The sequence below is a fragment of the Streptomyces sp. NBC_01508 genome (assembly GCF_045040315.1).
Taxonomy (GTDB): domain Bacteria; phylum Actinomycetota; class Actinomycetes; order Streptomycetales; family Streptomycetaceae; genus Streptomyces.
Genome location: NZ_CP109419.1, coordinates 3,274,783 through 3,296,666 on the forward strand (window position 1 = coordinate 3,274,783; position 21,884 = coordinate 3,296,666).

Consider the following 21,884-nt stretch of genomic DNA (forward strand, 5'->3'; position numbering starts at 1 on the left):
TTCTCAGGGCCGAACCCCACCGAGCCTGGCGGAACTACTCCTAGGGAATGCCCTGGGAGGGATTACTTCGGCCTGGACTACTTGGCCTTCTCAAGGATCTCGACGATGCGCCAGCGCTTCGTCGCGGACAGCGGCCGGGTCTCCATGAGGAGGACACGGTCGCCGATCCCGGCGGCGTTCTGCTCGTCGTGCGCCTTGAGCTTGTTCGTACGGCGGATGACCTTGCCGTACAGCGCGTGCTTCACGCGGTCCTCGACAGCGACGACGACGGTCTTGTCCATCTTGTCGCTGACGACCAGACCCTCGCGGGTCTTGCGGAATCCGCGGTCGCTCTTCTCGGTCGTGTCAGTCACGTTGCTCTCAGTCATCAGGCGCTCTCCACCGTCTCGATGCCCAGCTCGCGCTCACGCATCAGGGTGTAGATCCGCGCGATGTCCTTCCGGACCAGCTTCAGCCGGCCGTGGTTCTCAAGCTGACCGGTCGCCGCCTGGAAGCGGAGATTGAACAGCTCTTCCTTGGCCTCGCGAAGCTTGGCGACAAGCTCCTCGCCACCCAGTTCACGCAGCTCGGACGCCTTGGTAACGGCCGCCATCACGACTCACCTGCCTCGCGCCGAACGATGCGGCACTTCATCGGAAGCTTGTGGGCGGCGCGGGTCAGCGCCTCCTTGGCAACCTTCTCGTTCGGGTAGGACAGCTCGAACATCACCCGACCGGGCTTGACGTTCGCGATCCACCACTCGGGAGAACCCTTACCGGAACCCATGCGGGTCTCGGCGGGCTTCTTCGTCAGGGGACGGTCCGGGTAGATGTTGATCCAGACCTTGCCGCCACGCTTGATGTGACGGGTCATCGCGATACGAGCGGCCTCGATCTGACGGTTCGTCACATATGCCGGGGTCAGCGCCTGGATGCCGTACTCGCCGAACGCAACCTGCGTGCCACCCTTGGACATTCCGCTGCGCTTCGGGTGGTGCTGCTTGCGGTGCTTGACCCTACGGGGGATCAGCATTTCGGTCAGGCCTCCGTTCCGCCGGTAGAAGTGGGCGCGGCCTCCGCGGCCGGAGCAGCCGTCACAGCAGCCTTTGAAGCCTCGGGGGCCTCACTGGCGCCGGGAGCCTGCTGCGGCTTGCGGCCACCACGACCGCCGCCACGCTCGCCACCGCGGCCACCGCGGCCGGCGGGACGCTCGTTGCCGCCACCACGGGCCGGACGGTTGCCCGCACGCGCCGCGGCGTTCTCGGCGCGCACCTCGGCGATGTTCTTGACGTCGCCCTTGTAGATCCAGACCTTCACGCCGATACGGCCGAAGGTCGTCTTGGCCTCGAAGAAGCCGTAGTCCACGTTCGCCCGGAGCGTGTGCAGGGGCACGCGGCCCTCGCGGTAGAACTCCGAGCGCGACATCTCGGCGCCGCCGAGGCGGCCACCGCACTGGATCTTGATGCCCTTGGCGCCGGCCTTCATCGTCGACTGCATGCTCTTACGCATGGCGCGACGGAAGGAGACACGCGAGGACAGCTGCTCGGCGACGGCCTGGGCCACCAGCTGAGCGTCCACCTCGGGGTTCTTGACCTCAAGGATGTTCAGCTGAACCTGCTTGCCGGTCAGCTTCTCCAGCTCGCCGCGGATACGGTCGGCCTCGGCGCCGCGGCGGCCGATGACGATGCCCGGACGTGCGGTGTGGATGTCCACGCGAACGCGGTCACGGGTGCGCTCGATCTCCACCTTGGAGATACCGGCACGCTCCATCCCCTTCGTCATCATGCGACGAATGGAGACGTCTTCCTTGACGTAGTCCGCGTACAGCTTGTCGGCGTACCAGCGGGACTTGAAGTCCGTGGTGATGCCGAGCCGGAACCCATGCGGGTTAACCTTCTGGCCCATTACCGGGTTCCTTCCTTGCTGCTGAGGACCACGGTGATGTGGCTGGTCCGCTTACGGATCCGGTAGGCACGCCCCTGGGCGCGCGGCCGGAACCGCTTGAGGGTCGGACCCTCGTCCACGTACGCCTCGCTGATGACCAGCGAAGTGGCGTCCGGGTGGTCGTAGTTGTGCGCGGCGTTGGCAATGGCGCTGTCAAGCACCTTGCCGACCGGCACGCTCGCGGCCTGCGGGGCGAAACGCAGGACCGCCTGAGCCTCCGTGGCATCCATGCCACGGATGAGGTCCACCACGCGGCGGGCCTTCATGGGCGTGACGCGGATGTACCGCGCCTGGGCCCTGGCTTCCATGGTTGTCCCTTCGGTGTGAGTCATAGTCGTTTCCACCCCGCCTTAGCGGCGCTTCGACTTCCGGTCGTCCTTGACGTGGCCGCGGAAGGTGCGAGTCGGCGAGAACTCGCCGAGCTTGTGGCCGACCATCGACTCGGTGACGAACACCGGGACATGGATCTTGCCGTTGTGCACCGCGATGGTGTGGCCCAGCATTGCCGGGATGATCATCGAGCGACGGGACCAGGTCTTGATGACGGTTTTGGTGCCAGCTTCGTTCTGGACATCCACCTTCTTGATGAGGTGGCCGTCGACGAAGGGCCCCTTCTTGAGACTGCGCGGCATCTAAACCCGCTCCTAGCGCTTCTTGTTCGTCTTGCGGCGGCGGACGATGTACTTGTTGCTCGCCTTCTTCGGCGAACGCGTACGACCTTCCTTCTGACCCCACGGGCTGACCGGGTGGCGACCACCTGAAGTCTTGCCCTCACCACCACCGTGCGGGTGGTCAACGGGGTTCATGGCGACACCGCGGACGGTCGGGCGGACGCCCTTCCAGCGCATACGGCCGGCCTTGCCCCAGTTGATGTTCGACTGCTCGGCGTTGCCGACCTCACCGATGGTGGCGCGGCAGCGGACGTCGACCAGCCGGATCTCTCCGGACGGCATACGAAGGTGGGCCATGGAGCCCTCCTTCGCCAGCAGCTGGACCGAAGTGCCCGCGGAACGGGCGAACTTCGCGCCGCCGCCGGGACGCAGCTCGATGGCGTGGATGGTCGTACCGACCGGGATGTTGCGCAGCGCCAGGTTGTTGCCGGGCTTGATGTCGGCGGACGGGCCGTTCTCGACACGGCTGCCCTGCGTCAGGCCACGCGGCGCGAGAATGTAGCGCTTCTCGCCGTCCGCGTAGTGCAGGAGCGCGATGCGCGCGGTGCGGTTCGGGTCGTACTCGATGTGCGCGACCTTGGCCGGCACGCCGTCCTTGTCGTGACGACGGAAGTCAATCAAGCGAAATGCGCGCTTGTGGCCGCCGCCCTGGTGTCGAACGGTCACACGACCGGCGTTGTTACGGCCGCCCTTGCTGTGCAGGGGGCGGACCAGCGACTTCTCCGGCGTGGACCGCGTGATCTCGACGAAGTCGGCGACGCTGGAGCCACGACGGCCCGGGGTCGTCGGCTTGTACTTGCGGATACCCATTTCTCAGTCCTCGGAATATTCCGGACTTCGATTCGATCCGACTCCCGCTAGGAAGTCGGGCCGCCGAAGATGTCGATACGGTCGCCCTCGGCGAGGGTCACGATGGCGCGCTTGGTGTCCGAGCGCTTGCCGAAACCGGTGCGGGTGCGCTTGCGCTTGCCCTGCCGGTTGATCGTGTTGACCCCGGTGACCTTGACCGAGAAGACCGCCTCGACGGCCTGCTTGATCTGGGTCTTGTTGGAGCCGGGCGCGACGATGAACGTGTACTTGTTCTCGTCGAGCAGCGCGTAGCTCTTCTCGGACACCACGGGCTTGACGAGAACGTCACGCGGGTCCGTGAAGGTCTTGCTGGTGATCTCCGCCATCAGGCTTCGCTCCCCTCGGTGTCGGCAGTCTGTCGCGCAGCCCCGCCGGACACGAAGGACTCGAAGGCGGCCTTGGTGAAGACCACGTCGTCGGAGACAAGCACGTCGTACGTGTTGAGCTGTCCCGGGTCCAGCAGGTGGACCTCGGGGAGGTTGCGCGCGGACAGCCACGCGGCCTCGTCGCTCCGCTCGACGACCAGGAGCACGTGCTTGCGCTCACTGACCTTGCCGAGCAGGGTCTTGGCGGCCTTGGTGGACGCCGCGCCCTCGACCACGTCGGAGACGACGTGGATACGAGCGTTGCGGGCCCGGTCCGAGAGGGCCCCGCGCAGGGCGGCGACCTTCATCTTCTTCGGGGTCCGCTGCGAGTAGTCACGCGGGGTGGGGCCGTGTACGACGCCACCGCCGGCGAACTGCGGCGCACGGGTCGAACCCTGACGGGCGCGGCCGGTGCCCTTCTGGCGGTAAGGCTTCTTGCCACCACCACGGACCTCGCCACGGCGCTTGACCTTGTGCGTGCCCTGACGGGCGGCGGCCAGCTGCGCGACGACGACCTGGTGGATCAGCGGGATGCTGACCTTGGCGTCGAAGATCTCGGCCGGAAGCTCAACGCTTCCGGACTTGTCGCCCGAGGGCGACATGATGTCAATGGTGCTGCTCATGTCTTCAGGCCCCCTTCGCCGCGGTGCGGACCAGGACAAGGCCGCCGTTCGGACCGGGGACCGCGCCCTTGATGAGGAGCAGGCCCTTCTCCGCGTCAACGGCGTGAACGGTGAGGTTCTGGGTGGTGATCCGCTCGTTGCCCATCCGGCCGGCCATCCGCATGCCCTTGAACACACGGCCCGGGGTGGCACAGCCACCGATGGAACCGGGGGAGCGGTGCTTGCGCTGGGTACCGTGACCGGCGCCGAGTCCCTTGAAGTTGTGACGCTTCATGACACCGGCGAAGCCCTTGCCCTTGCTCTTGCCCGTGACGTCAACCTTGACGCCGGACTCGAACACAGCGGCGGTGACCTCCTGGCCGAGCGTGTACTCGGACGCGTCGGAGGTGCGGAGCTCCACCAGGTGGCGGCGGGGGGTCACGTCGGCCTTGGCGAAGTGGCCCTTGAGGGGCTTGTTCACCTTGCGCGGGTCGATCTCGCCGAAGGCGATCTGGACCGACTCGTAGCCGTCGGAGTCATTCGTACGGACCTGGGTTACAACGCAGGGTCCGGCCTTGACCACGGTCACCGGGACGACACGGTTGTTCTCGTCCCAGACCTGGGTCATGCCGAGCTTCTCGCCCAGGACACCCTTGATCTGCTTTGCCATCTCTTCCGCGCCTCTCAGAGCTTGATCTCGATGTCAACGCCGGCCGGAAGGTCCAGGCGCATCAACGAGTCAACGGTCTTGGGCGTCGGGTCGAGAATGTCGATCAGGCGCTTGTGCGTGCGCATCTCGAAGTGCTCGCGCGAGTCCTTGTACTTGTGGGGACTCTTGATGACGCAGTACACGTTCTTCTCAGTGGGCAGCGGCACCGGGCCCGCGACCGACGCACCAGTGCGAGTCACCGTCTCGACGATCTTCTTCGCCGAAGAGTCGATGACCTCGTGGTCGTAGGCCTTGAGCCGGATGCGGATCTTCTGTCCCGCCATGGCTACTCAGTAGTCCTGTCTCTCGAAACGCTCTGGACCCGGTCGGGCTGTGCACTGCGCTCGCCTTGCCGCGCACCGCTTCTCTCCGACCCACGCGGTCGGGCGTGTCGCATTCCCTTCACCTAGAAATCCCGAAGGATTTCCCTGCCAAGGGGTGCGGGCCTGATAACCGCGAGCCGGGGGAGAAACCCCACCGGGTGCCTGGTCGGTACCGCGCTGACACTTCCCGGAAGATTCCCGTACGTCCGCCTCAGCGCTGCCGTGAGAGGCAGATGGGGCGACGAGTACTGTGGGACTCGCTTCCGGTCCCCCCGGCGGGAGGCGCGCAGCATCGGCACTCAACCGAGCAACCTGTGCAGTGTGCCATATGGCCCGGAGCCCTGGCCAATCGCGGCCCGAGAGCGTACCCCACGGGGTGACGGGCCAACCGCTGGGCTGACGCGGGCGCGCTGGGGAATGTGACCGGGGCCACTCTCGCCCTCCCGTACGGGAGGACACGGGAGGACACTGGTAGGTGGAGGTGCGTCATGCGCAAGGTAATCGACTGCCGCGACTTCCCGAGCGAGACGAACTGCACCCTCGCGATCACGGGCGAGGAGGACGAGGTGGTCCGCGCCGCGAGCGAACACGCGGCATCGGTCCACGGCCACGAGAACACGGCGGAACTACGGGCCCAGATCCGGTCGACACTGAAGGACGAGATGCCGCAGCACGCGTGACGTGACGCTCCGCGAAGTGCGGTCCGTGCCACCCCGGCAGCGACTCGCACTGACCGCTCCCGATTCCCTCGGTGCCCCGCTGGCCGGCCAGGGGCGCCGAGGCCCGCGCGGGTGAGATTCGGGCGAACCGGCCCGCCACCGCCCGGCGCCCGCCACGATGAGGCGGGTGACAACCACGGACCTCTGGCACCACTACGGCCGCACCCGCATCGAGCGTGATCGCGCCGTCCCCGAGACCTTCCACTGGATCTGGAGCCAGGACGGCGGGCCCGGCTCGGAAGCCCTCGGAGATCTCACCGGCCGATGTGTCGCCGACCTCGGCGCCGGGTCTGCCCGGCAGGCCGCCCACCTGGCGGTCGTTCACCAGCCCGGCAAGGTTGTCGCGATCGACGCCTCGGCCGCGCAGCACGCCATGGCCAGCGAACTGTACGCGCACCTCGCGCCACACCTACACCTGGTGCACGCCGATGTGGTGGCGCACCTGCGCGCGGCGCCGGACGCCTACGACGTGCTGTACAGCGTCTTCGGAGCCATCGACTTCACCGAGCCGCGCAAGCTGTTCCAAGCGATGTCCGCCGCTCTGCGACCCGGTGGGCGACTGGTGTTCTCCACCCTCGCCCACTACCTCAACGGCGACCCGGCCGAGACCGATGTCGTGGCTGCCGACATTCCGGCGAAGACGCCCGAGGGCGAAGCAGCTGTCATACGCCGCTGGGTGCTCCAGGAACACGTGTGGACGAAGATCCTGGACGAGGCCGGGTTCACCGAGATCACCATCGACCGGCTACCGGCCGCCAGGAACGGTCCGCGCATCGCTGACACGCTGCTCGTGACGGCGTTCCGGCGGATGAACTGAAGTTCAGCGCTCCGAGGCGTACGCGACGAAGCTCGCCCACGCGGTGAGTGAGAGGCCAAGGCGGGGGCCTTGGGGGGTCTTGGAGTCACGGACGTGGACTGTGCGGGGCGCTGTTGCGACCTCGACGCAGTCGTTGCCGTTGCTCGTGTCGCTGTAACTGCTCTTGAACCAGACAGGTTCGCCGGATTCTCCGGTAGAGGACTTGCGGATCATGTCTCTCCCAGCACTCGCTCGATGAGGGCCATCGACTCCCCCGGTGTGAGAGCCCCAGCCCGGATGATGCCATAACGCAGTTCCAGGATCCGGAGCCGCCTCGGGTCGGAAACCGGTCGGCCACCGTACTCGTCGTCGGTGCGGCCGACGGCAGAACCGTCGCCGAACTTGAGCACCTGAATCCGCCCGCCCGTTCCTGGATGCTCCCAGGCGTTCGTCGGCATCACTTGGATCTCGACGTTCCGCATCTCCCCAACCTCCAGCAGGCGTTCGAGCTGTTGGCGCTGCACCAGTGTCCCTCCGGTCGGACGCCGCAGGGTTACCTCTTCCAAGACAAAGCTGAGTTCGGGCGCGGGCAACCGGCCAAAGATGGACTGCCGAGCCATTCGACCATCCACCATCCGGTCAAGTTCATCCGCGAAGTACGTAGGACGCCGCGTCCCCAACAGCGCACGCGCGTGCGCCTCCGTCTGCAACAGACCGTGCAGTGCGTGACTGCCGTACGACAGCAACTCGACCGCCCGCGCCTCCAACCTCGCCAGGTCCCGAATCTTCTTCGGATACCGGACCTCCCCCACGTCCTCCTTCATCGCGGAGATCAGCCCACCCGCCCGCAGCACGCTGTCCGCCTTGTCCAGATACTCCTGCCGGGGAATCCGCTTGCCCGCCTCGACCTTGTAGACCAGGTCCTCGCCGTAGCCGATCGCCTGGCCGAACTCCGCCGCCCGCAGGCCGGCCGCCTCGCGGCGGAGCCGTAGCTGCCTGCCCACCGCCGCGACGACCGCCGCGCCCGACTCGTCGTCGGGGTCGACCTCCCAACCCGGCTCGTCCGTCTCGTTCTTGGGCTCCTCGCTCACCGCACACCCGCCTGCTTGGTACCGCTGCCCCCTTCGGACAGGCTGGACAGCACTGGACGAGCTCCGGACAGTCACCCTACGTACCGGAGTCATCGCTGTTCAGCGTACGCACGGACCGCCACGCTGAGTGACATGAATCAGAAATCCACTCAACTCGGCCTCTCGGACCGCCACTTCGGCGTACTCCTGTCCCCCACGCCACGCGGCGCCCGTCTCGCCCGCCGGCTCACCACCGCACATCTGCTCGCCTGGGATCTGCTGCCCCAAACGATCGAGACGGCGGAACACATCACCGCCGAGCTGGCGACCAACGCGGCCACGCACGGCCGGCTGTCCGGGCGGGACTTCCTGCTGGAGCTGCGCAGGACGGACGACGGGCGCGTACTCCGTATCGAGGTGACCGACACCCGTGGCGACCACCTCCCCGGCCTCCACCCCCAACTACCGTCCCCGGACGACGAGTCGGGGCGGGGGTTGCTGCTGGTCGAGGTGCTGGCGGACCGGTGGGGGGTGACATCGGGGCCGGTGCCGCGCAAGACGGTGTGGGCGGAGCTGGACCTCGTACGGGCGACCTCACCCTTGCGGGTGAATATGCCCAACTGAGCTACACCCAGGGAGGATTGTCTGTTTATGCTCAGCGGAATAGAAGTCCTGGCATGTGCCAGAGGCAAACTCCACTCACTCACCCCACAGGAACCTGCATGGTCAGCGCGCCCCATGAGACGATGCATCGCATCTTTCAGGAGCATCCCGATCTCCTCTCCGGTGTCTCCGAAGTGCTTGGGGTCGACTTCGGCCTACTCGCCGGGGTCACCGTCATGCCCACGGACCTCACCGAGGCCCGGCCCGTCGAGCGGCGTGTGGACACGCTGTTACGGGTCGAGACCGAGGACAGCGCGTCCTATCTCCTCGCAATCGAGGCTCAAGGAAAGAAGGACCCGGCCAAGCCCGCAAGCTGGGCGTACTATTTGTCGTATCTGCACACGAAGTACCGGTTGCCGCCCGTACTGCTGGTCGTCTGCCAGGACCGCGCCACGGCTGAATGGGCCGCGCGTCCCGTCGACATCGGCCTCCCGCAGTGGGCAGCGCTGACCCTGCGCCCGCTGGTGGTTGGTCCGCACAACATGCCGGTGATCACCGACGCGGCCGAGGTCCGAAAGGACCTGGCGCTCGCCATGCTGGCACTCATTACGCACGGTGCCGATCGGGACCACGGTGCCATACTCAAAGCGATGACGACCGCGCTGCGGGAGACCCCGGACAACGTCAAGAACCCGATTGCCGAACTCATCTCACAGGGCCTGGGAAACCTGCCCGCCGCAGCACTCTGGAGGAAACTGGTGGCCGTGGACCTTTCTTTCTACAAGTCGCCGCTCTCGGAGGAAATCCGGGACGAGGGCCGAGTCGAAAGCCGGGCGGAAGACATCCTCTTCATCCTGGAACAGCGCGGCATCGACGTCCCCGAAGACGTCCGAGAGCGCATTACCGGCTGCGACGACACCGAGACCCTGCTCGGCTGGCTCGGCCGCGCCATCACTACGCCGTCCGCCGAAGATCTCTTCTCGGATGCGTAGCCCACTGAGCAGGACACAGCACCCGCACGGCGGCACCTGATGGCCCGCGACCTTTCTTTCTACAAGTCGCTGCTCTCGGAGGAAAACTGGGCGGAGGCATGGGCGGAGGGGCGGGCGGAGGGGCGGGCGGAGGGGCGGGCGGAGGGGCGGGTCCAAGCACGGACCGAAGACATCCTCTTCATCCTGGAACTGCGCGGCATCGACGTCCCCGAAGAAGCCCGAGAGCGCATCACCAGCTGCGACGACCTCGCACTTCTGAAGCAGTGGCTCGGCCGCGCCATCATCGCCGGCGCCGCGGAGGAGATCTTCGCGACGCAGTAGCCCCCACCCCCGCGGACACGCCCCGGCAGGGTCGGCCGCACCCCGCGGTCGGCCCTGTCTCGCGGGCGCGGACTGTCAGTGCCATGCACCACCATGGGTCCTTGGAACAGCGCGCTCGCGCCCGAGGAGGAGACCGCGGTGGATGCGATCAAGGCCCTTGCCGACCCCGACCGACGGGAGGCGGCGCGGGAGAGTCTGGCCGCGAGGGGCCTCGCGGCCGTGCGGCCCCTGCTCGATGAGTTGTTGGACGAGACGTCACCCGTCCGGCATTGGGACATCGAGTTCGTGCTGACCGAGCGGATCGGGTCGGTCGCCTTCGACGAGGTGCTGGCGGCGCTGGCCGCCGCGACGGATGACGAGTCGCGCGGTCGCGTCAGCCGGGTGTTCACCCGGTTCGGCGCGGTCGACCGGTATATAGGGGCGCTGTCCCATCCGTCCGCGAGGGTACGCGGCTCCGCCGCTTTCGGAATCCAGTCCGCGTGCTCGGTGGCCTTCGGCCGGGAGCCGAATCCCGGCGTGGACTACGGCCTCGTGATCGACGCGTTGATCCCGTTGCTCGCGGACCCCGACCCGGAGGTGGCTCAGCGGGCCGAGTGGGTGCTGACCATGCTGGGGCCGGGCGTCGAGGAGCCCCTGCGCCGGGTGCGTGATCATGGGCCGGGCCGGCTTCGGGCGCGCGCCCTGACCGCCCTCGCCGCGACCGGCGGCGAGGAGGCGCTGTCGCCGGCGGACCGCGCCGCCGTGGAACGGCTGATCCGGATCAAGGTGCGTGACGAGCGGGCCCGGCCCCTGGACACCTGCTTCACGTCCTGGATAGCCGTCCCCACCGGCGACCAGCAAGGCATCGTGGAGCTGCTCGGCCTCTTCGAGGCGAGGCCCGCGACGTTCGAGCTGGGACTGAGCGTCGGAGCGCACGACAGCCACGACTACGCCGAACACGGCAGGGTCTACGTCACCCCGGAGGTGGACGGATGGACCCTGGTGCTCGGCCCCTGGTGCAACCCCGTCGATCCGCAACGGGCGGAGGACGTGCTGCATGCCGTCACCGAGTTGAGCCGCCGATACGGCCGGGCCCAGGCGTACTACTTCGGTGAGCAGGGCGGCGGTTCGGGCTGGCTCGTCGCCGAGGACGGGAACGCCGTACGCCGCTTCGGCTCTTGCTGGGAGGACGACGGCGCGGGGTTCACCCTGGGCGAGCCCCTGCCCGAGGAGCGCGCCGCCTGCGTGGAGGAGGGCATCACCCCGGTGGGGGACGTTGGGGCCGACGACGAGGAGTGGACGGACCTCGCCGCGTACCTCGCACCGCAGCTCGCGGAGCAACTGGGCCTGAGTCCCATGGCCTTGGGCCCGCACACCACGGTGCGCGGGGTCGGTGCGGTGGCTTTCACGCCGTACGCACGCGAACACGGAAGGCCGGGCACGGGCGCGTACGCCATCTAGGGCGTGTTGCGAAAGTCCCGCCTGGCCGACGACGCCTGGCACGCGCACTCGCCGCGTTGTCGGACTCATCCAAGTACGCCCAGTACGAGAACGATCCTCCGCCTTGCGATCGCACGCACCAGACGCCGTCGGCCCCGCCCTTCGGGCGGACGGCGCTACTTTCGCAACACGCCCTAAGGCGTGGCTCCCGTGGCGGCCCCTCCGGGTCGACCACGTCATCACCAACTGCCCCTGGCGGCCAGCACCGCCGTGAGCCCTTCTCGCAGATCCTTGACGAAATACTCGGGCACCTCCAGCGACGGGAAGTGTCCGCCGGTTTCGGGCGACCTCCATCGGACGATCTGTCGGTACCGCTCCTGCGCCCAGGCGCGCGGGCACTTCTCGATGTCGCGGGGATACATGCTGATTGCCGACGGGACGTCGACCCGGAGTTCCGGGTCGAGCGAGTTGTGACTTTCGTAGTAGATGCGGGCTGCCGACGCGCCGGTCCGTGTCAGCCAGTACAGGGTGACGTCGTCAAGAATGCTGTCTCTGGAAATCGTCTCGAACGGGCTGTCCTCGGTATCTGTCCACTCGGCGAACTTGTCAAGGATCCAGGCGAGAAGCCCGACCGGTGAGTCGACGAGCGAGTACCCGATGGTCTGCGGTCGGGTCGCCTGCTGTTTCGCGTACGCCGCGCGGTGGAGCCAGAAATCGCGGGTTTCCTCGGTCCATTCGCGCTCGGCCGCCGTCAGCCGGTCCGTTGTCAACCCGGGCGGTGCCTGCGCGAGCGTTGTGTGGATGCCGAGAACGTGCTGCGGGAACCTGCCGCCGAGGATCGTGGTGATCACACCTCCCCAGTCGCCGCCATGGGCTGCGAACTTGCCGTAACCGAGCCTCCCCATCAGCTCCACCCAGGCGGCCGCGATCTTCTCGGTTCCCCACCCGGTGGTGGCCGGCTTGTCGCTGTAGCCAAAACCGGGCAGCGACGGGACCACGACGTGGAACGCCGGCGCGTCCGCGCTTTTCGGGTCTGCCAGTTCGTCCACTACATGGGTGAACTCGGCGACGCTGCCCGGCCAGCCGTGCGTCAAGATCAGCGGGGTGGCGTCCGCGCGGGTGGATTGGCGGTGCAGGAAGTGGATCCCCAGACCATCGATGGTCGTACGGAACTGGCCGATCCGGTTGAGGCGCGCTTCGAACGACCGCCAGTTGTACCCGGTGCGCCAGTAGTGCACGACGTCCGCGAGGTCGGCAAGAGGAACACCCTGTTCCCATCGGCGCGGGCCGGGCGCGGCGCGGTGGACCGTCTCGGCTTCCGGCAGCCGCGCCGCGGCCAGCCGCGCCCGTAGATCGTCGAGGTCGGCGTCAGTCGCGTGGGCTTCAAACGCTTGCACGTCGCCGGCCGGACGGTTCATGAGATGCCCCCGCCGGGGTGGGCGGACGTGGTGACAACGCCGCGATCAATGGCGGCTGCGGCGTCGGTGGCGCACCAGTGTGTGGACATGAGACCTCCTGGTCATCGGGCGAACCTGCTTGCGACAGGTCGGAACCGGCTATGACGGTTCTAACAGACCCCGATGTGGGCGCGCAACCAGCTATGGTGGTTCCATGCCTGCTCAGTTCCCTGATTTCCGTCTCGGTAAGGTGCTGGCGACCAGCTTCACGGCGACCCTGACCGAGCGTTGTGGGGCCGCTGTGGAACGCATTCCCACGCCGAACCGACTCGTCGACTGGCTGGCGGTGAGTGGCCTCGCCGTGGAGTCCTGCACCACCGCCCAGCTCGCACACGCTCGGGAACTGAGGGAATCAATTCACGCCGCCGCGACAGCGGCCGCGCGCCTGGCCCCCCTCCCCGTCTCTGCCGTCCAGGTCATCAATGACCGCAGCACTGAGGGTCGGGCCTCGGCTGTCCTGACGCCCGAGGGCAATCGGCAGTGGCGACTCGGCCCGACTTCGTCCGTGGAGGACGCCCTGGGCGTCATCGCCGCCGACGCGATCAGCATCATCACAGGCGAACGAGACGGAAGATTGGCCTTGTGCTCATCGCCAACCTGCCAAGCGGCCTTCTTCGACACCAGCCGAAGTCGCACCCGCAGATGGTGCGAGATGAATACGTGCGGGAATCGCCAGAAGAAGGCGCGCTTCAACGCCCACAAGCGCGAAAACCCCGGATCGGCAAAGTAGTCGTTGCTCTCGGCGCATCCCGGTGGGCCCCATCTCCTCGGGTCCTCCCCCTGCGGTCGCCCCCCCATAGGGGAGGCAGTCCGCCATGGCCTGCGGTGTTCCTGTGGGCTACAGCGATCAGGTGCCGCGGGACATCTTCGACATCGCGGGATGGGGCATCGCGTACGTCGTCGGCCTCTCCGTACTCGCCGAGGCAGCCGCTCCGTTTCCGCTGCCGCTCGTCAGCGACCGGTGGCAGCCGCCGCGCCCCCGGACCCTCGCCCCACTGGCATGGACCGCTTCGGGTGTCCTGGTCCTGGTGGCGCTGTGGCAACTCGTGGTCGCCTTCACCGTCGAGAGCCAGACGTACCTGTCGAGCGATACGGCTCTGACCGTCCGGTGGCTCGCCTTCGCCCCGCTGTTCGCCATCCCTGCCCTGATGACCGCGGTGACCTGGTCGTATGCGGAACGGCACCGGACAGGGGGACGGGCACGGTCTCACCGGGACCGATGAGTTCCGCCCCTGGGTACGGTCAACATCGGTGAAAGCAAGTACATGGAATGGGAGCAGAACATGGGACAGCTGGCCGTGGTCAACTTCGTATCGCTGGACGGCGTCATACAGTCGGTCCTCTCGGCGGACGAGGACCGCGACGGTGGGTTCGATCAGGGCGGCTGGGTGCTGCCTTATGTCGACGAGGTGGTGGAGCGGTTCATGAGCGAGGCCACGGCCGGCGCGGGAGGCATGCTCCTGGGCCGCAGGACGTACGAGATCTTCGCCGCCACGTGGCCGTATGCCGACATGAACGACCCCGCGGTGGCGGCGATGACCGCGATGCCCAAGTACGTGGCTTCCCGCACGCTCAAGGACCCGGGGTGGGCCAACACCACCGTCCTGGGCGCCGGTCTGGCGCAGGAGGTCAGCCGTATCAAGGCCGCGTCCGAGACCGAGACGGTGGTGCTGGGCAGCGGAGAACTGCTCGGCACGCTGATCGAGCACGACCTCGTCGACGAGTACCGGCTGCTGGTCTTTCCTCTCATCCTGGGAGGCGGGAAGCGGCTCTTCGCCGATGGCGAGGGCCCGCGCAGCCTGACGCTCACCGCCTCGCAGCAGACGCCGTCCGGCGTCCTGATCAACACCTACCGCCGCCGCGCCGAAGGCTGAGGGCGCTCCTTCGGCCGTGCCGCACTGACTGAAGGTGTGCGGTGTGGTCGAAGGCCGGCGGTGTGCTGGTGCGCACGCGCGACGGGCGAGTCGAACCGCGTCAACAGACCCCAGGCGTACTGGATCAGGCCGGCTCAGGGAGCGCCCGCCGCGGTAGCGGCCGATGTCACGTTGGTGCGTGCGATCTCAAGGCGGAGGAGGGAGGCAGGGCGGGAGCCGTGCCTCCCTCCTCCGTCGTCAACGCGGACAGCGTGCGTGCCAGGGACCGCGAGCCCAGCAAGATCCAAACGACAGACCCCAGGCCCGTTGGTGATGCGTGAGGAGCCGGGTCAGCAGGCGGGTCAGGGCCTGCCTGTCGTCGGCCGAAAGCGGTTCCAACAGGTCGTCCTGCTGCACCCGGTCGAGCGCTTCGTCCAGGCGTCGCAGTTGCCGAGGGCCGGCCGTGGCGAGGGTGACCCTGTTGCGCCTTCGGTCGTCCGGGTCCGGTGTCCGCTCGACGCAGCCCTGCTCGGCCAGTTCGTTGATCGCCGCCACGACGCCACTGCGGTCCATGTTGCACCGGCGACCGAGTTCGGCCTGGCTGGCCACCCCGAACTCGTCCAGCGCGGCCAGGATCCGGTAGTGGTACCCGCGCGCACCCACCTCACTGAAGCCGTCGGACGCCAACCGGTGGGCGAAGCCGGGGGCCACCTTCATCGACGCGGCGGCGCGATGGTGTCGAGATACGCGTCCGCCTCCGTGGCTTCCCCCAGGGCGTCCGCGATGCGGTCCGCGTACGGGGACGCCTTGCCGAAAATTCGGGTTCGGGTGGATGGCCGCCGCCTGGCGGTCCAGCGCCGACGCCATGGGGTTTGTCGGGCCGCCTGCCCCGCTCGTCACCGTGCCGCCGGCCGGGACCTTGCCGTCCTGCTCCTTGTCGCCGGGCGGATAGGTGACCGCACCACTCGCGTCCACCGCGCACTTGCCGGCGTGCGCATCTTCAAGGGCCGCCCGTAACTTCCTTCTGGCCGCCGCCATTTCGAACGCGAAGCCGTTCAACGCGGTACTCGCGAGCCCGCATTCGCTCCGCGTGTAGTGGAAGTTCTTCGACAGCTCACGGAGCGCGCGCAGAGCGGCGTCCGCCGCTTCGCCCTTGAGCTGGTCACGGATCCTCGCGCGGATTTGGTTGTCAACCGTGTCCTTGGCCGCGGTGGCCATTGCGCCTGTCGCCCGGTACCCGCCTGCGGCGTCCTCGAAATCGGCCGGCTTGAACGCCTTCAATGTCGCAAGGCCCATGCCCCGGATCACTTCTCCGTCTTCTGGCCATCGACGGCGGCGGTGTCCTGGTACTGAGCCTCGATCCTGTCGGGTTCTCCCCTGCGCCGCCGCGCCCGCACCCGGCCACGTCCAGCCCAGTCTGTCTCGCACCCAACTGCGTCAGGGCCTTGCCGATGGGCTCGTCCGGGCGATTGAGGCCTTCGATCCCCACCGGGTCGTGGAGGACCGCGACTTGGAGGTCCACGACCCGGTGGGCCGCGACGCGGTGGCGTACGACGTAAAGAACTCTCAATGACCTGGAGAGAAAGAACCCTTCCCGACCCCACCAGCCTCCCGTCACCCACACGGGTGAACTCGTTCAACTGGGCTGGATTTCGTACCGGTTGGCGGGCATATGCTCGCGGCGCAAGCTCAACCACATACAGCGGCCCCCGGCCGGGACTGGCATCCCGAGCGAGGGCCTCACCACCCAGGAAGCAGTACCTTCCCGATGGATGTTCAGCACCTTAGCGCGCCCTCGCGCGCCTCGTCCTCAGTTCCCCGGCCCGTCGCCCGATCCGGTGTCGTGCACGCCAACACCCGGCTCACGAAGCGGTACACGATCGTCGGCAACCACCTCGCGCAGCACCGCGAGCCGACCCTCGTCGCGATCGGGCTCGCCGTTCACATCCAGTCGCTGCCCGCCGGGGCCCAGATCGGCATCAAGTGCCTGACGGCCCGCTTCCCGGAGAGCGAGGCGCGTGTCGCCTCCGCGCTGCGGGAGTTGGAGGCGGCGGGCTATCTGGAGCGGACGCGCGAGCGGCTGCCGAGCGGGCGGATCGTCACGCACACCGTGTCGTACAACCAGCCGGGGGCCGACCGCGCGGCCCGCGTCCCGGGAGGCCCGGGGCCGGCCCACTGGAGTCCGGCACCTTGAAAGGAATGGAGGGCAGTCCGCGGGAGATAGGAGACGCCATGCTGGGCGTACGCCGGATCGTGGTCGTCAGTGAACGCGGTCGCCAGGTCTCGGTGTATCTACGCCGTGACGGTCGGGGCAACGCCTTGGGGCTGTCCGATTCCCGGGGTGGCTGCCCGGTCGCCGCCGCTGCCAACGACGCCGCCGCCGCCGTCGTCGCCGCCGCCGCTCAGTGAAGTGTCGGTACGTCGCCGCCCCGCGCCCACGCGACATCCACGTCCCGCAGACCACGGCCCCACGGTTCCACGATCGCCGCGAGCGCGGCGGCGTCCGGCGGGTCGGCGCCCAGGCCGATCGCGTACGTGACGGATTCGCGCGCCTCCCGGGCCTCCCGGTACGCGGCATCCGCCCCGCCGTCCGCCACGAACGGCCGCGGCCAGGCGTGCGCGTCCCGCACCCCGGCCGCTTCGAGCGCGGTGAGCAACGCCCGTACGCGGCCCCGGAACCGGCCCAGGGTGTGCGGGCGGGCACCGGCGCTTACGGTCACCACCGCCCAGGCGGCGTGCCTGCGGTGCAGTGGCGGGGGCGCCGCCGGCGCGGCGCGCGGGGAGCCGTCGGCCTCCAGGATTTCCCAGGCCCGGTACAGCTCCTGGACCAGCAGGTCGCGGTGGCCGGGGCCGACCTGTTCGGTGCAGCTCCGAATTGGCCCGGTGGGGGTCAGGATGGTGACCGGGGCAGTAACTCCGTTACCGGGGAGGGTTGTTGTGAGGCCGACGGGTACGCCCCAGTCCCAGGCGGCCCAGGTCCCGAAGAAGTGCCTGAGCAGGTCGTCCCCCGCCAGGCTCCCGGCTTCGCGCGTCGTGCGCGCCGCCAGCACCGCCCACGCCAGACCGGGCAGCCCGCCGAACGGCGCCGAGTCCAACCCGCGCGCCCCGGCCCACGACTTCACCTCCCCCGCCAGCCCGGCGAAGGCGTCGTGGCGGTCGCCGACCGCGTCCCGTACGGCCGCCGCGTCGCTCACCGCGCTCAGCGCGACGGCCGCCGCCTCGCCCAGTTCGGCACGGCGATCCACCGCCTCGGCCGGTTCCATCTCCCCGGTCGCGACCACCGCCAGATCGACCCCCAACTCGCCTACCGTGAACCGGAGTCCGGGTACGCGTGCGCCGACCACCTCACGTACGGCAGACGCGCCGGCCGGGAGGGCGGCCGTCACCCGCCGCCGTATCTCCTCCATGTCCGGTGCCGCGCCGGGCAGCGCCGCCACCAGATCCAGATCCGCCCCGGCGGACGCGCAGCCCATCCGGCGGGAGCCGGTGACGTGTACGACGCCCTCGGCCAGCGTCCGCGCGAGCAGCCGCGCGGTGTCGTCGGCGTGGGCGTCCAAGGCGCCCCTGGCGGCTTCGGCGGGCGGCGCGTCCTCCGATGCCCAGCTGATCTCGCCCGTACCGAGCGCGACCGTCGCCCGTACCCGCATCGGCTCGTCGCCCCTGCGCGACAGCAACACCAACTCGCCCACACCGCAGGTCACTTCACCGAGCCCGGCCTCGATGCCCGCCGCGACTCGCTGCGGGTCGCGGCTCCGCCCGAGGGTCAGATGCGGTGTGAAGCCTTCCGCCCGCCGCCCGCCGCAGCGCGGGAACCGCCGTTCCAGGGCCTCCCGAAGCTCCGCCCAGGGACCCTCACCGTCCGCCGCCGGGTCGAGCCAGAGCGTGGCGTCCTCGCGGTGCCCGAAGGTGTGTACGCCGGCCAGCCGCGCCGCGAAGGGCACGGTCTCGGCGGCGGCAGCGGCGACCAGCGGGGCCGCGCGCTCGAAGTCGGACTCCGGGACGAAGCCGAAGAGCAGGTTCACATGCGGCGGCCAGCGGTCGACCTGCGGATCGTGCTCCTGCCGTACGGCCTGGAGGGGAGCCCACAGTTCGCGGGGCGGTATCCAGGCGACAGCGGTACGAGCGGTGCCGGCCACGTCGAGCGCGTCGCGCATGTCGCGCATGTCGCGCATGTCATGTTCGTCATGTGCGTCCACGCCCGAACTGCCCTCCCCCACCACGACATTGGCCTCCACCCCGTAGTGATCCGAGATGAACAGCCCGCTCGCGTCCGGCGTATCACCGCGCAGCGCGGCCCCGGCCACCACCGCGCTCCCCCGCAGCAGCACCCGGTCGAGCCGCGCGGCGCGCCCCGACAGCGAGGCCACCGCGGCCAGCGGATTGGCGACCGGATCGAACGTGGGCGTGCTGTCCTCGGAGCCGTACACCTCACTCCAGGCATCACGCAGCCCGAGCGCGGCGGCCGGTCCGCCGTCCCCACCGGAGCCGTCGTTGAAGTCCCCCAGCAGGATCAGGTCGGCGTCGATACCGCCCAACCCTTCCGCGATGCCGGCCAGTTCGGTACGGCGCCGGGCCGAGCCGTCCTTGGAGTGGTCGCTGCTCAGATGGGTGGCGGCCACGACGAGCGGGCCTGCGGCGGTCTCCACCGTGAGCGCGGCGAGCGCCTTGTGCCGGCCAAGGACATGGCGCCCCGCCTCGCGTACGGGCAGCCGGCTGAGCAGCAACAGCCCGGCGTCTTCCACATCACGCCCGTCCGGGTCGGTGCCGATGGTGTAACTCGCCCGCACCCAGGGCGCGTTCAGCAGCATCACGAGCAGTTCGCGCTCGACCTCCTGGAGCGCGACGACATCGGCGTCCGACTCCTCCAGGGCGGCGAGCAGCAGGGGGCGCCGCGCGGCGGTGTGGACGCGGTCGCTGTCGTAGCGGTCCCAGAGGGTGTTCCAGGTCAACACGCGCGGCGAGGCGGTCGCGGCCGACGACACGGACTGGGCGGACCGGACGGACCGGTGGGCCTGGACGGGCCGCCAGCCTTCGGGGCCGTACGCGTACGGCGTGCAGGCCGTGAAGAACGGCGCCCGCAGCAGCCGCGTGTGCCGCACCCGCCCCGCGTCCGTCGTGTCGATACGGTCGACGCCGGTCGCCCGGTCCCAGATCACCTCGCCGTCCGCCTCCACGAACAGCACGCGGTGCCACGGGATGTCACCGCCGGGCACGAACGCGGGCAGCGGGATCCGTCCGGGGCTCATCCCGCGCCGGTGGACGCCGAAGACGAAGCGCGCCGGGTCGAAGCGCGGGTCCCAACGCACCTGGTTGTACAGCTGATCACTGGTCCGCATCACACGCCGCCTTCAACGCTGTCCACGCTGTCCACGTCTTCTATGTCGCCGCCCGCCCCCACGTACCACGTCCGGTGCGCGTCCCCCGGATACGGCGGTACGAAGCGGTGCAGCTGTCCCGTCAGTACGTCGGGCAGCACCGGGTGCGGGCGTACGGCGTTGCGCCTGACCAGCTCCGCCTCGTCGACGAGCAGCACGGCGTGCGTGACGAACGCGTCGCGCCGCAGCGCCAACGCGCCGACCAGGGAACGCTGTTGCCGGTTGAGCGAGGTGGCGTCCCACACGACCGTGCCTCCTTGGGCCAGCGCCCGGTCGAGCCGGTCGAGACCGTCCCGCAGCACGTCCCCGTTGCCCCGCTGATCGGCACGCGAGCCACGCGACTCCCGCAGCTCGTCGAGCGAGATCCGCGCCCCGACCCCGTTCCCAGCCCCGACCCCGGCCATTACCCCTACGAAGGTGCTCTTCCCGCTCCCCGACGGCCCCACCAGGTGGATCAGCCGCGGAAAGTCCCCGGACCGCCACCGCCAGGTCGCGGCCACCGCCTCCTCCACCGAACCGATACGCCCCTCGACCCACAGGTCCCGCGCGTGCGCCCAACACCGTTCGGCGACATCCGCCCCAAGCCCTTCGAGCGCGCCACGGACCCCCGTACGCAACGCCGCCAGCGCCGCCAACGCCTCCCCGCCGTCCAGCAGCCCCGCCTCCTCGGCGATCAGCGCGGACCACTCGACCTGCTCCCGCGACGGCCCTTCCGCCAGCGCACCCGCGACGGCGTGCAGCACCCCCAGGTCGGCGGCGACGGCCAGCCGCGCGAGCCCGCCGCGCCGCTCGTCGTCGGGGAACGGCCGGTGGAGCGCCGGATACAGGCCCACCAGATCGGCGACCCGCCGGGCCTGCGCCATCCCGAGCGGCGCGACGAGCGCGCCCGCTAGCCGCCCGCGCGGCACGTCGTGACAGAGCGCCGCGAGCACACCACTGAGCCGGTCGTCCCCGAAGCGCCCCGCGCCGTCGAGCCGCCCGACGACCTCCGCCACGACCTTCCCGACCACCTCCCCCACAACCTCCTGGGCGGCGTCCTCGTCCCCCGCCATCCCCACGGCCCGCGCCACCGCCCCGGCGTCCACAGCCCCACCCGACCGCACGTCCCACAACGCGGCACGCGCCCCGAGCCCGTTCTCCACGACGGCGGCGTACATCCAGTGCGTACCGGTCTGTACGTGGTGCGGCCGAACCCACTTGGCCAGCCGCTTCCCGAACTCCTCACGTACGAAGCCCTCCACGCTCCGTACGACAAACCCCTCCTGCCGCGCGGGGTCCAACTTCAGCTTCCGCAGCACCCGTTCGTCGAAGACACCCCGCCACAACACGGGCGGCGCGGGGATCCCCAGCCGCCGCAGAAACCGCACGGTCTCGTCCCAGCCGAGACACCACTCGCCGTCCCACACGGAGAAACCGTAGAACCAGCTCTCCAGATCCTCGTACGCGATCGAATGCCGCGCGTACATGTTCTCCCCGCACACCCGCACCCCGGCCGGGATCAATCCCCCGATCCGCCCCTGCAACGCCTTGACCCAAGCCCGCGACGGATGATGCCCGGAGTCCAACGACCGGGCGTGCACCCCGTCGCCGTACAGGGTGGTGTTCTCCCCATCCAGCTTCTCGGTGACGACAACCTCCCGCCCCCGCAACCCACCCAGATCCCCGACCCGCACATCATCGGAGCCCACGCCGGGCGACCACGCCACATGCGGCGTCCTCGGATACGCCGTCCGCATGCCCACCACTCTCCCGCACTCCCCCGCCGCCCCGTGACCTCTCTCCCGGCAACCCTAGAAGCACGGCGGAACACACTCCAACGAATATGGCCCGGGTGCGCG

At 69.1% G+C, this 21,884-nt stretch carries 28 protein-coding genes; 11 read left to right on the forward strand and 17 right to left on the reverse strand.

Annotated features, from left to right (window positions below; genetic code table 11):
* Nucleotides 1–77: 77 nt before the first annotated feature.
* Genes rpsQ through rpsJ form a run of 11 tightly spaced genes read right to left on the reverse strand, consistent with a single transcriptional unit; the run spans nt 78 to nt 5,402 of the window.
* Nucleotides 78–368 (reverse strand): 30S ribosomal protein S17, encoded by a 291-nt coding sequence (gene rpsQ / locus OG700_RS14880; RefSeq protein ID WP_405613673.1) that lies wholly within the window; start codon nt 366–368, stop codon nt 78–80.
* A complete protein-coding gene (rpmC, locus tag OG700_RS14885; RefSeq protein WP_078075545.1) occupies nt 368–592 on the reverse strand; it encodes a 50S ribosomal protein L29 in 225 nt (74 codons plus the stop codon). The genes rpsQ and rpmC overlap by 1 nt, the downstream gene beginning before the upstream one ends.
* Nucleotides 592–1,011: a 50S ribosomal protein L16 gene (gene rplP, locus OG700_RS14890; protein ID WP_023539339.1), complete on the reverse strand. Its 420-nt coding sequence runs from the start codon at nt 1,009–1,011 to the stop codon at nt 592–594. Before rplP ends, rpmC begins: the two co-directional genes overlap by 1 nt.
* 5 nt (nt 1,012–1,016) lie before the next feature.
* A complete protein-coding gene (rpsC, locus tag OG700_RS14895) occupies nt 1,017–1,883 on the reverse strand; it encodes a 30S ribosomal protein S3 (protein WP_405613676.1) in 867 nt (288 codons plus the stop codon).
* Nucleotides 1,883–2,230, reverse strand: coding sequence for a 50S ribosomal protein L22 (gene rplV, locus OG700_RS14900; protein WP_364605559.1), 348 nt, complete (start codon nt 2,228–2,230; stop codon nt 1,883–1,885). Before rplV ends, rpsC begins: the two co-directional genes overlap by 1 nt.
* Nucleotides 2,231–2,272: 42 nt before the next feature.
* On the reverse strand, nt 2,273–2,554 hold the full coding sequence (gene rpsS / locus OG700_RS14905) for a 30S ribosomal protein S19 (protein ID WP_112447747.1): 282 nt from the start codon (nt 2,552–2,554) through the stop codon (nt 2,273–2,275).
* Between the two features lie 12 nt (nt 2,555–2,566).
* On the reverse strand, nt 2,567–3,403 hold the full coding sequence (gene rplB / locus OG700_RS14910) for a 50S ribosomal protein L2 (protein ID WP_023539343.1): 837 nt from the start codon (nt 3,401–3,403) through the stop codon (nt 2,567–2,569).
* A gap of 47 nt (nt 3,404–3,450) precedes the next feature.
* Nucleotides 3,451–3,768 carry a 50S ribosomal protein L23 gene (gene rplW, locus OG700_RS14915; RefSeq protein ID WP_078075546.1) on the reverse strand — a complete coding sequence of 106 codons (318 nt, stop codon included), beginning with the start codon at nt 3,766–3,768 and terminating at the stop codon, nt 3,451–3,453.
* Complete coding sequence (rplD, locus tag OG700_RS14920; protein ID WP_405613679.1) at nt 3,768–4,430, reverse strand: 50S ribosomal protein L4; 663 nt, start codon at nt 4,428–4,430, stop codon at nt 3,768–3,770. The genes rplW and rplD overlap by 1 nt, the downstream gene beginning before the upstream one ends.
* Before the next feature lie 4 nt (nt 4,431–4,434).
* Nucleotides 4,435–5,079, reverse strand: a complete 645-nt coding sequence (rplC, locus tag OG700_RS14925) for a 50S ribosomal protein L3 (RefSeq protein WP_381904643.1) — start codon at nt 5,077–5,079, stop codon at nt 4,435–4,437.
* A gap of 14 nt (nt 5,080–5,093) precedes the next feature.
* Nucleotides 5,094–5,402, reverse strand: coding sequence for a 30S ribosomal protein S10 (gene rpsJ / locus OG700_RS14930; protein ID WP_003948644.1), 309 nt, complete (start codon nt 5,400–5,402; stop codon nt 5,094–5,096).
* Between the two features lie 527 nt (nt 5,403–5,929).
* On the opposite strand from rpsJ, the gene OG700_RS14935 reads away from it, so the two are divergent.
* Together OG700_RS14935 and OG700_RS14940 are read left to right on the forward strand one after the other, a co-directional pair.
* Entirely contained in the window at nt 5,930–6,121 is a 192-nt protein-coding gene (locus OG700_RS14935) for a DUF1059 domain-containing protein (RefSeq protein ID WP_405613681.1), read from the forward strand.
* Nucleotides 6,122–6,278: 157 nt separating this feature from the next.
* Nucleotides 6,279–6,977, forward strand: coding sequence for a methyltransferase domain-containing protein (locus OG700_RS14940; protein ID WP_405613683.1), 699 nt, complete (start codon nt 6,279–6,281; stop codon nt 6,975–6,977).
* A gap of 3 nt (nt 6,978–6,980) precedes the next feature.
* Here OG700_RS14940 and OG700_RS14945 read toward each other — a convergent pair whose 3' ends face one another.
* Entirely contained in the window at nt 6,981–7,190 is a 210-nt protein-coding gene (locus tag OG700_RS14945) for a DUF397 domain-containing protein (RefSeq protein ID WP_405613685.1), read from the reverse strand.
* A complete protein-coding gene (locus OG700_RS14950; RefSeq protein ID WP_405613687.1) occupies nt 7,187–8,047 on the reverse strand; it encodes a helix-turn-helix domain-containing protein in 861 nt (286 codons plus the stop codon). The genes OG700_RS14945 and OG700_RS14950 overlap by 4 nt, the downstream gene beginning before the upstream one ends.
* A gap of 132 nt (nt 8,048–8,179) precedes the next feature.
* Here OG700_RS14950 and OG700_RS14955 point away from each other — a divergent pair, with 132 nt between their 5' ends.
* From OG700_RS14955 to OG700_RS14970, 4 genes are all read left to right on the forward strand, one after another.
* Complete coding sequence (locus OG700_RS14955; protein WP_405613689.1) at nt 8,180–8,650, forward strand: ATP-binding protein; 471 nt, start codon at nt 8,180–8,182, stop codon at nt 8,648–8,650.
* A gap of 98 nt (nt 8,651–8,748) precedes the next feature.
* Complete coding sequence (locus OG700_RS14960) at nt 8,749–9,621, forward strand: hypothetical protein (protein WP_405613691.1); 873 nt, start codon at nt 8,749–8,751, stop codon at nt 9,619–9,621.
* Nucleotides 9,622–9,660: 39 nt separating this feature from the next.
* Nucleotides 9,661–9,942 (forward strand): hypothetical protein, encoded by a 282-nt coding sequence (locus OG700_RS14965; RefSeq protein ID WP_405613693.1) that lies wholly within the window; start codon nt 9,661–9,663, stop codon nt 9,940–9,942.
* 138 nt (nt 9,943–10,080) lie between these two features.
* Nucleotides 10,081–11,382, forward strand: a complete 1,302-nt coding sequence (locus OG700_RS14970; RefSeq protein ID WP_405613695.1) for a HEAT repeat domain-containing protein — start codon at nt 10,081–10,083, stop codon at nt 11,380–11,382.
* Between the two features lie 218 nt (nt 11,383–11,600).
* On the opposite strand, the gene OG700_RS14975 is transcribed toward OG700_RS14970, so the two are convergent.
* Nucleotides 11,601–12,779 (reverse strand): epoxide hydrolase, encoded by a 1,179-nt coding sequence (locus tag OG700_RS14975; RefSeq protein ID WP_405613697.1) that lies wholly within the window; start codon nt 12,777–12,779, stop codon nt 11,601–11,603.
* A 193-nt stretch (nt 12,780–12,972) separates the two neighbouring features.
* Between OG700_RS14975 and OG700_RS14980 the strand changes: the two genes are divergently transcribed.
* The 3 genes from OG700_RS14980 (at nt 12,973) to OG700_RS14990 (ending at nt 14,692) form a co-directional block, all read left to right on the forward strand.
* The gene (locus OG700_RS14980) at nt 12,973–13,548 is read left to right on the forward strand and encodes a CGNR zinc finger domain-containing protein (RefSeq protein ID WP_405613699.1); all 576 of its coding nucleotides are present in this window, start codon (nt 12,973–12,975) and stop codon (nt 13,546–13,548) included.
* Between the two features lie 103 nt (nt 13,549–13,651).
* On the forward strand, nt 13,652–14,041 hold the full coding sequence (locus OG700_RS14985; protein WP_405613701.1) for a hypothetical protein: 390 nt from the start codon (nt 13,652–13,654) through the stop codon (nt 14,039–14,041).
* 60 nt (nt 14,042–14,101) lie between these two features.
* Nucleotides 14,102–14,692, forward strand: coding sequence for a dihydrofolate reductase family protein (locus OG700_RS14990; protein ID WP_405621722.1), 591 nt, complete (start codon nt 14,102–14,104; stop codon nt 14,690–14,692).
* A 237-nt stretch (nt 14,693–14,929) separates the two neighbouring features.
* On the opposite strand, the gene OG700_RS14995 is transcribed toward OG700_RS14990, so the two are convergent.
* A complete protein-coding gene (locus OG700_RS14995; RefSeq protein ID WP_405613703.1) occupies nt 14,930–15,979 on the reverse strand; it encodes a MarR family winged helix-turn-helix transcriptional regulator in 1,050 nt (349 codons plus the stop codon).
* Nucleotides 15,980–16,514: 535 nt separating this feature from the next.
* On the opposite strand from OG700_RS14995, the gene OG700_RS15000 reads away from it, so the two are divergent.
* Together OG700_RS15000 and OG700_RS15005 are read left to right on the forward strand one after the other, a co-directional pair.
* Nucleotides 16,515–16,865, forward strand: coding sequence for a hypothetical protein (locus tag OG700_RS15000; RefSeq protein ID WP_405613705.1), 351 nt, complete (start codon nt 16,515–16,517; stop codon nt 16,863–16,865).
* 5 nt (nt 16,866–16,870) lie between these two features.
* The gene (locus OG700_RS15005; RefSeq protein WP_405613707.1) at nt 16,871–17,080 is read left to right on the forward strand and encodes a hypothetical protein; all 210 of its coding nucleotides are present in this window, start codon (nt 16,871–16,873) and stop codon (nt 17,078–17,080) included.
* Here OG700_RS15005 and OG700_RS15010 read toward each other — a convergent pair.
* Both OG700_RS15010 and OG700_RS15015 read right to left on the reverse strand, forming a co-directional pair.
* Nucleotides 17,074–20,007 carry a poly(A) polymerase gene (locus OG700_RS15010; protein ID WP_405613709.1) on the reverse strand — a complete coding sequence of 978 codons (2,934 nt, stop codon included), beginning with the start codon at nt 20,005–20,007 and terminating at the stop codon, nt 17,074–17,076. The two genes, OG700_RS15005 and OG700_RS15010, sit on opposite strands and share 7 nt — an antisense overlap.
* Nucleotides 20,007–21,782 (reverse strand): RNA ligase family protein, encoded by a 1,776-nt coding sequence (locus OG700_RS15015; RefSeq protein WP_405613711.1) that lies wholly within the window; start codon nt 21,780–21,782, stop codon nt 20,007–20,009. The genes OG700_RS15010 and OG700_RS15015 overlap by 1 nt, the downstream gene beginning before the upstream one ends.
* Between the last annotated feature and the right edge of the window lie 102 nt (nt 21,783–21,884).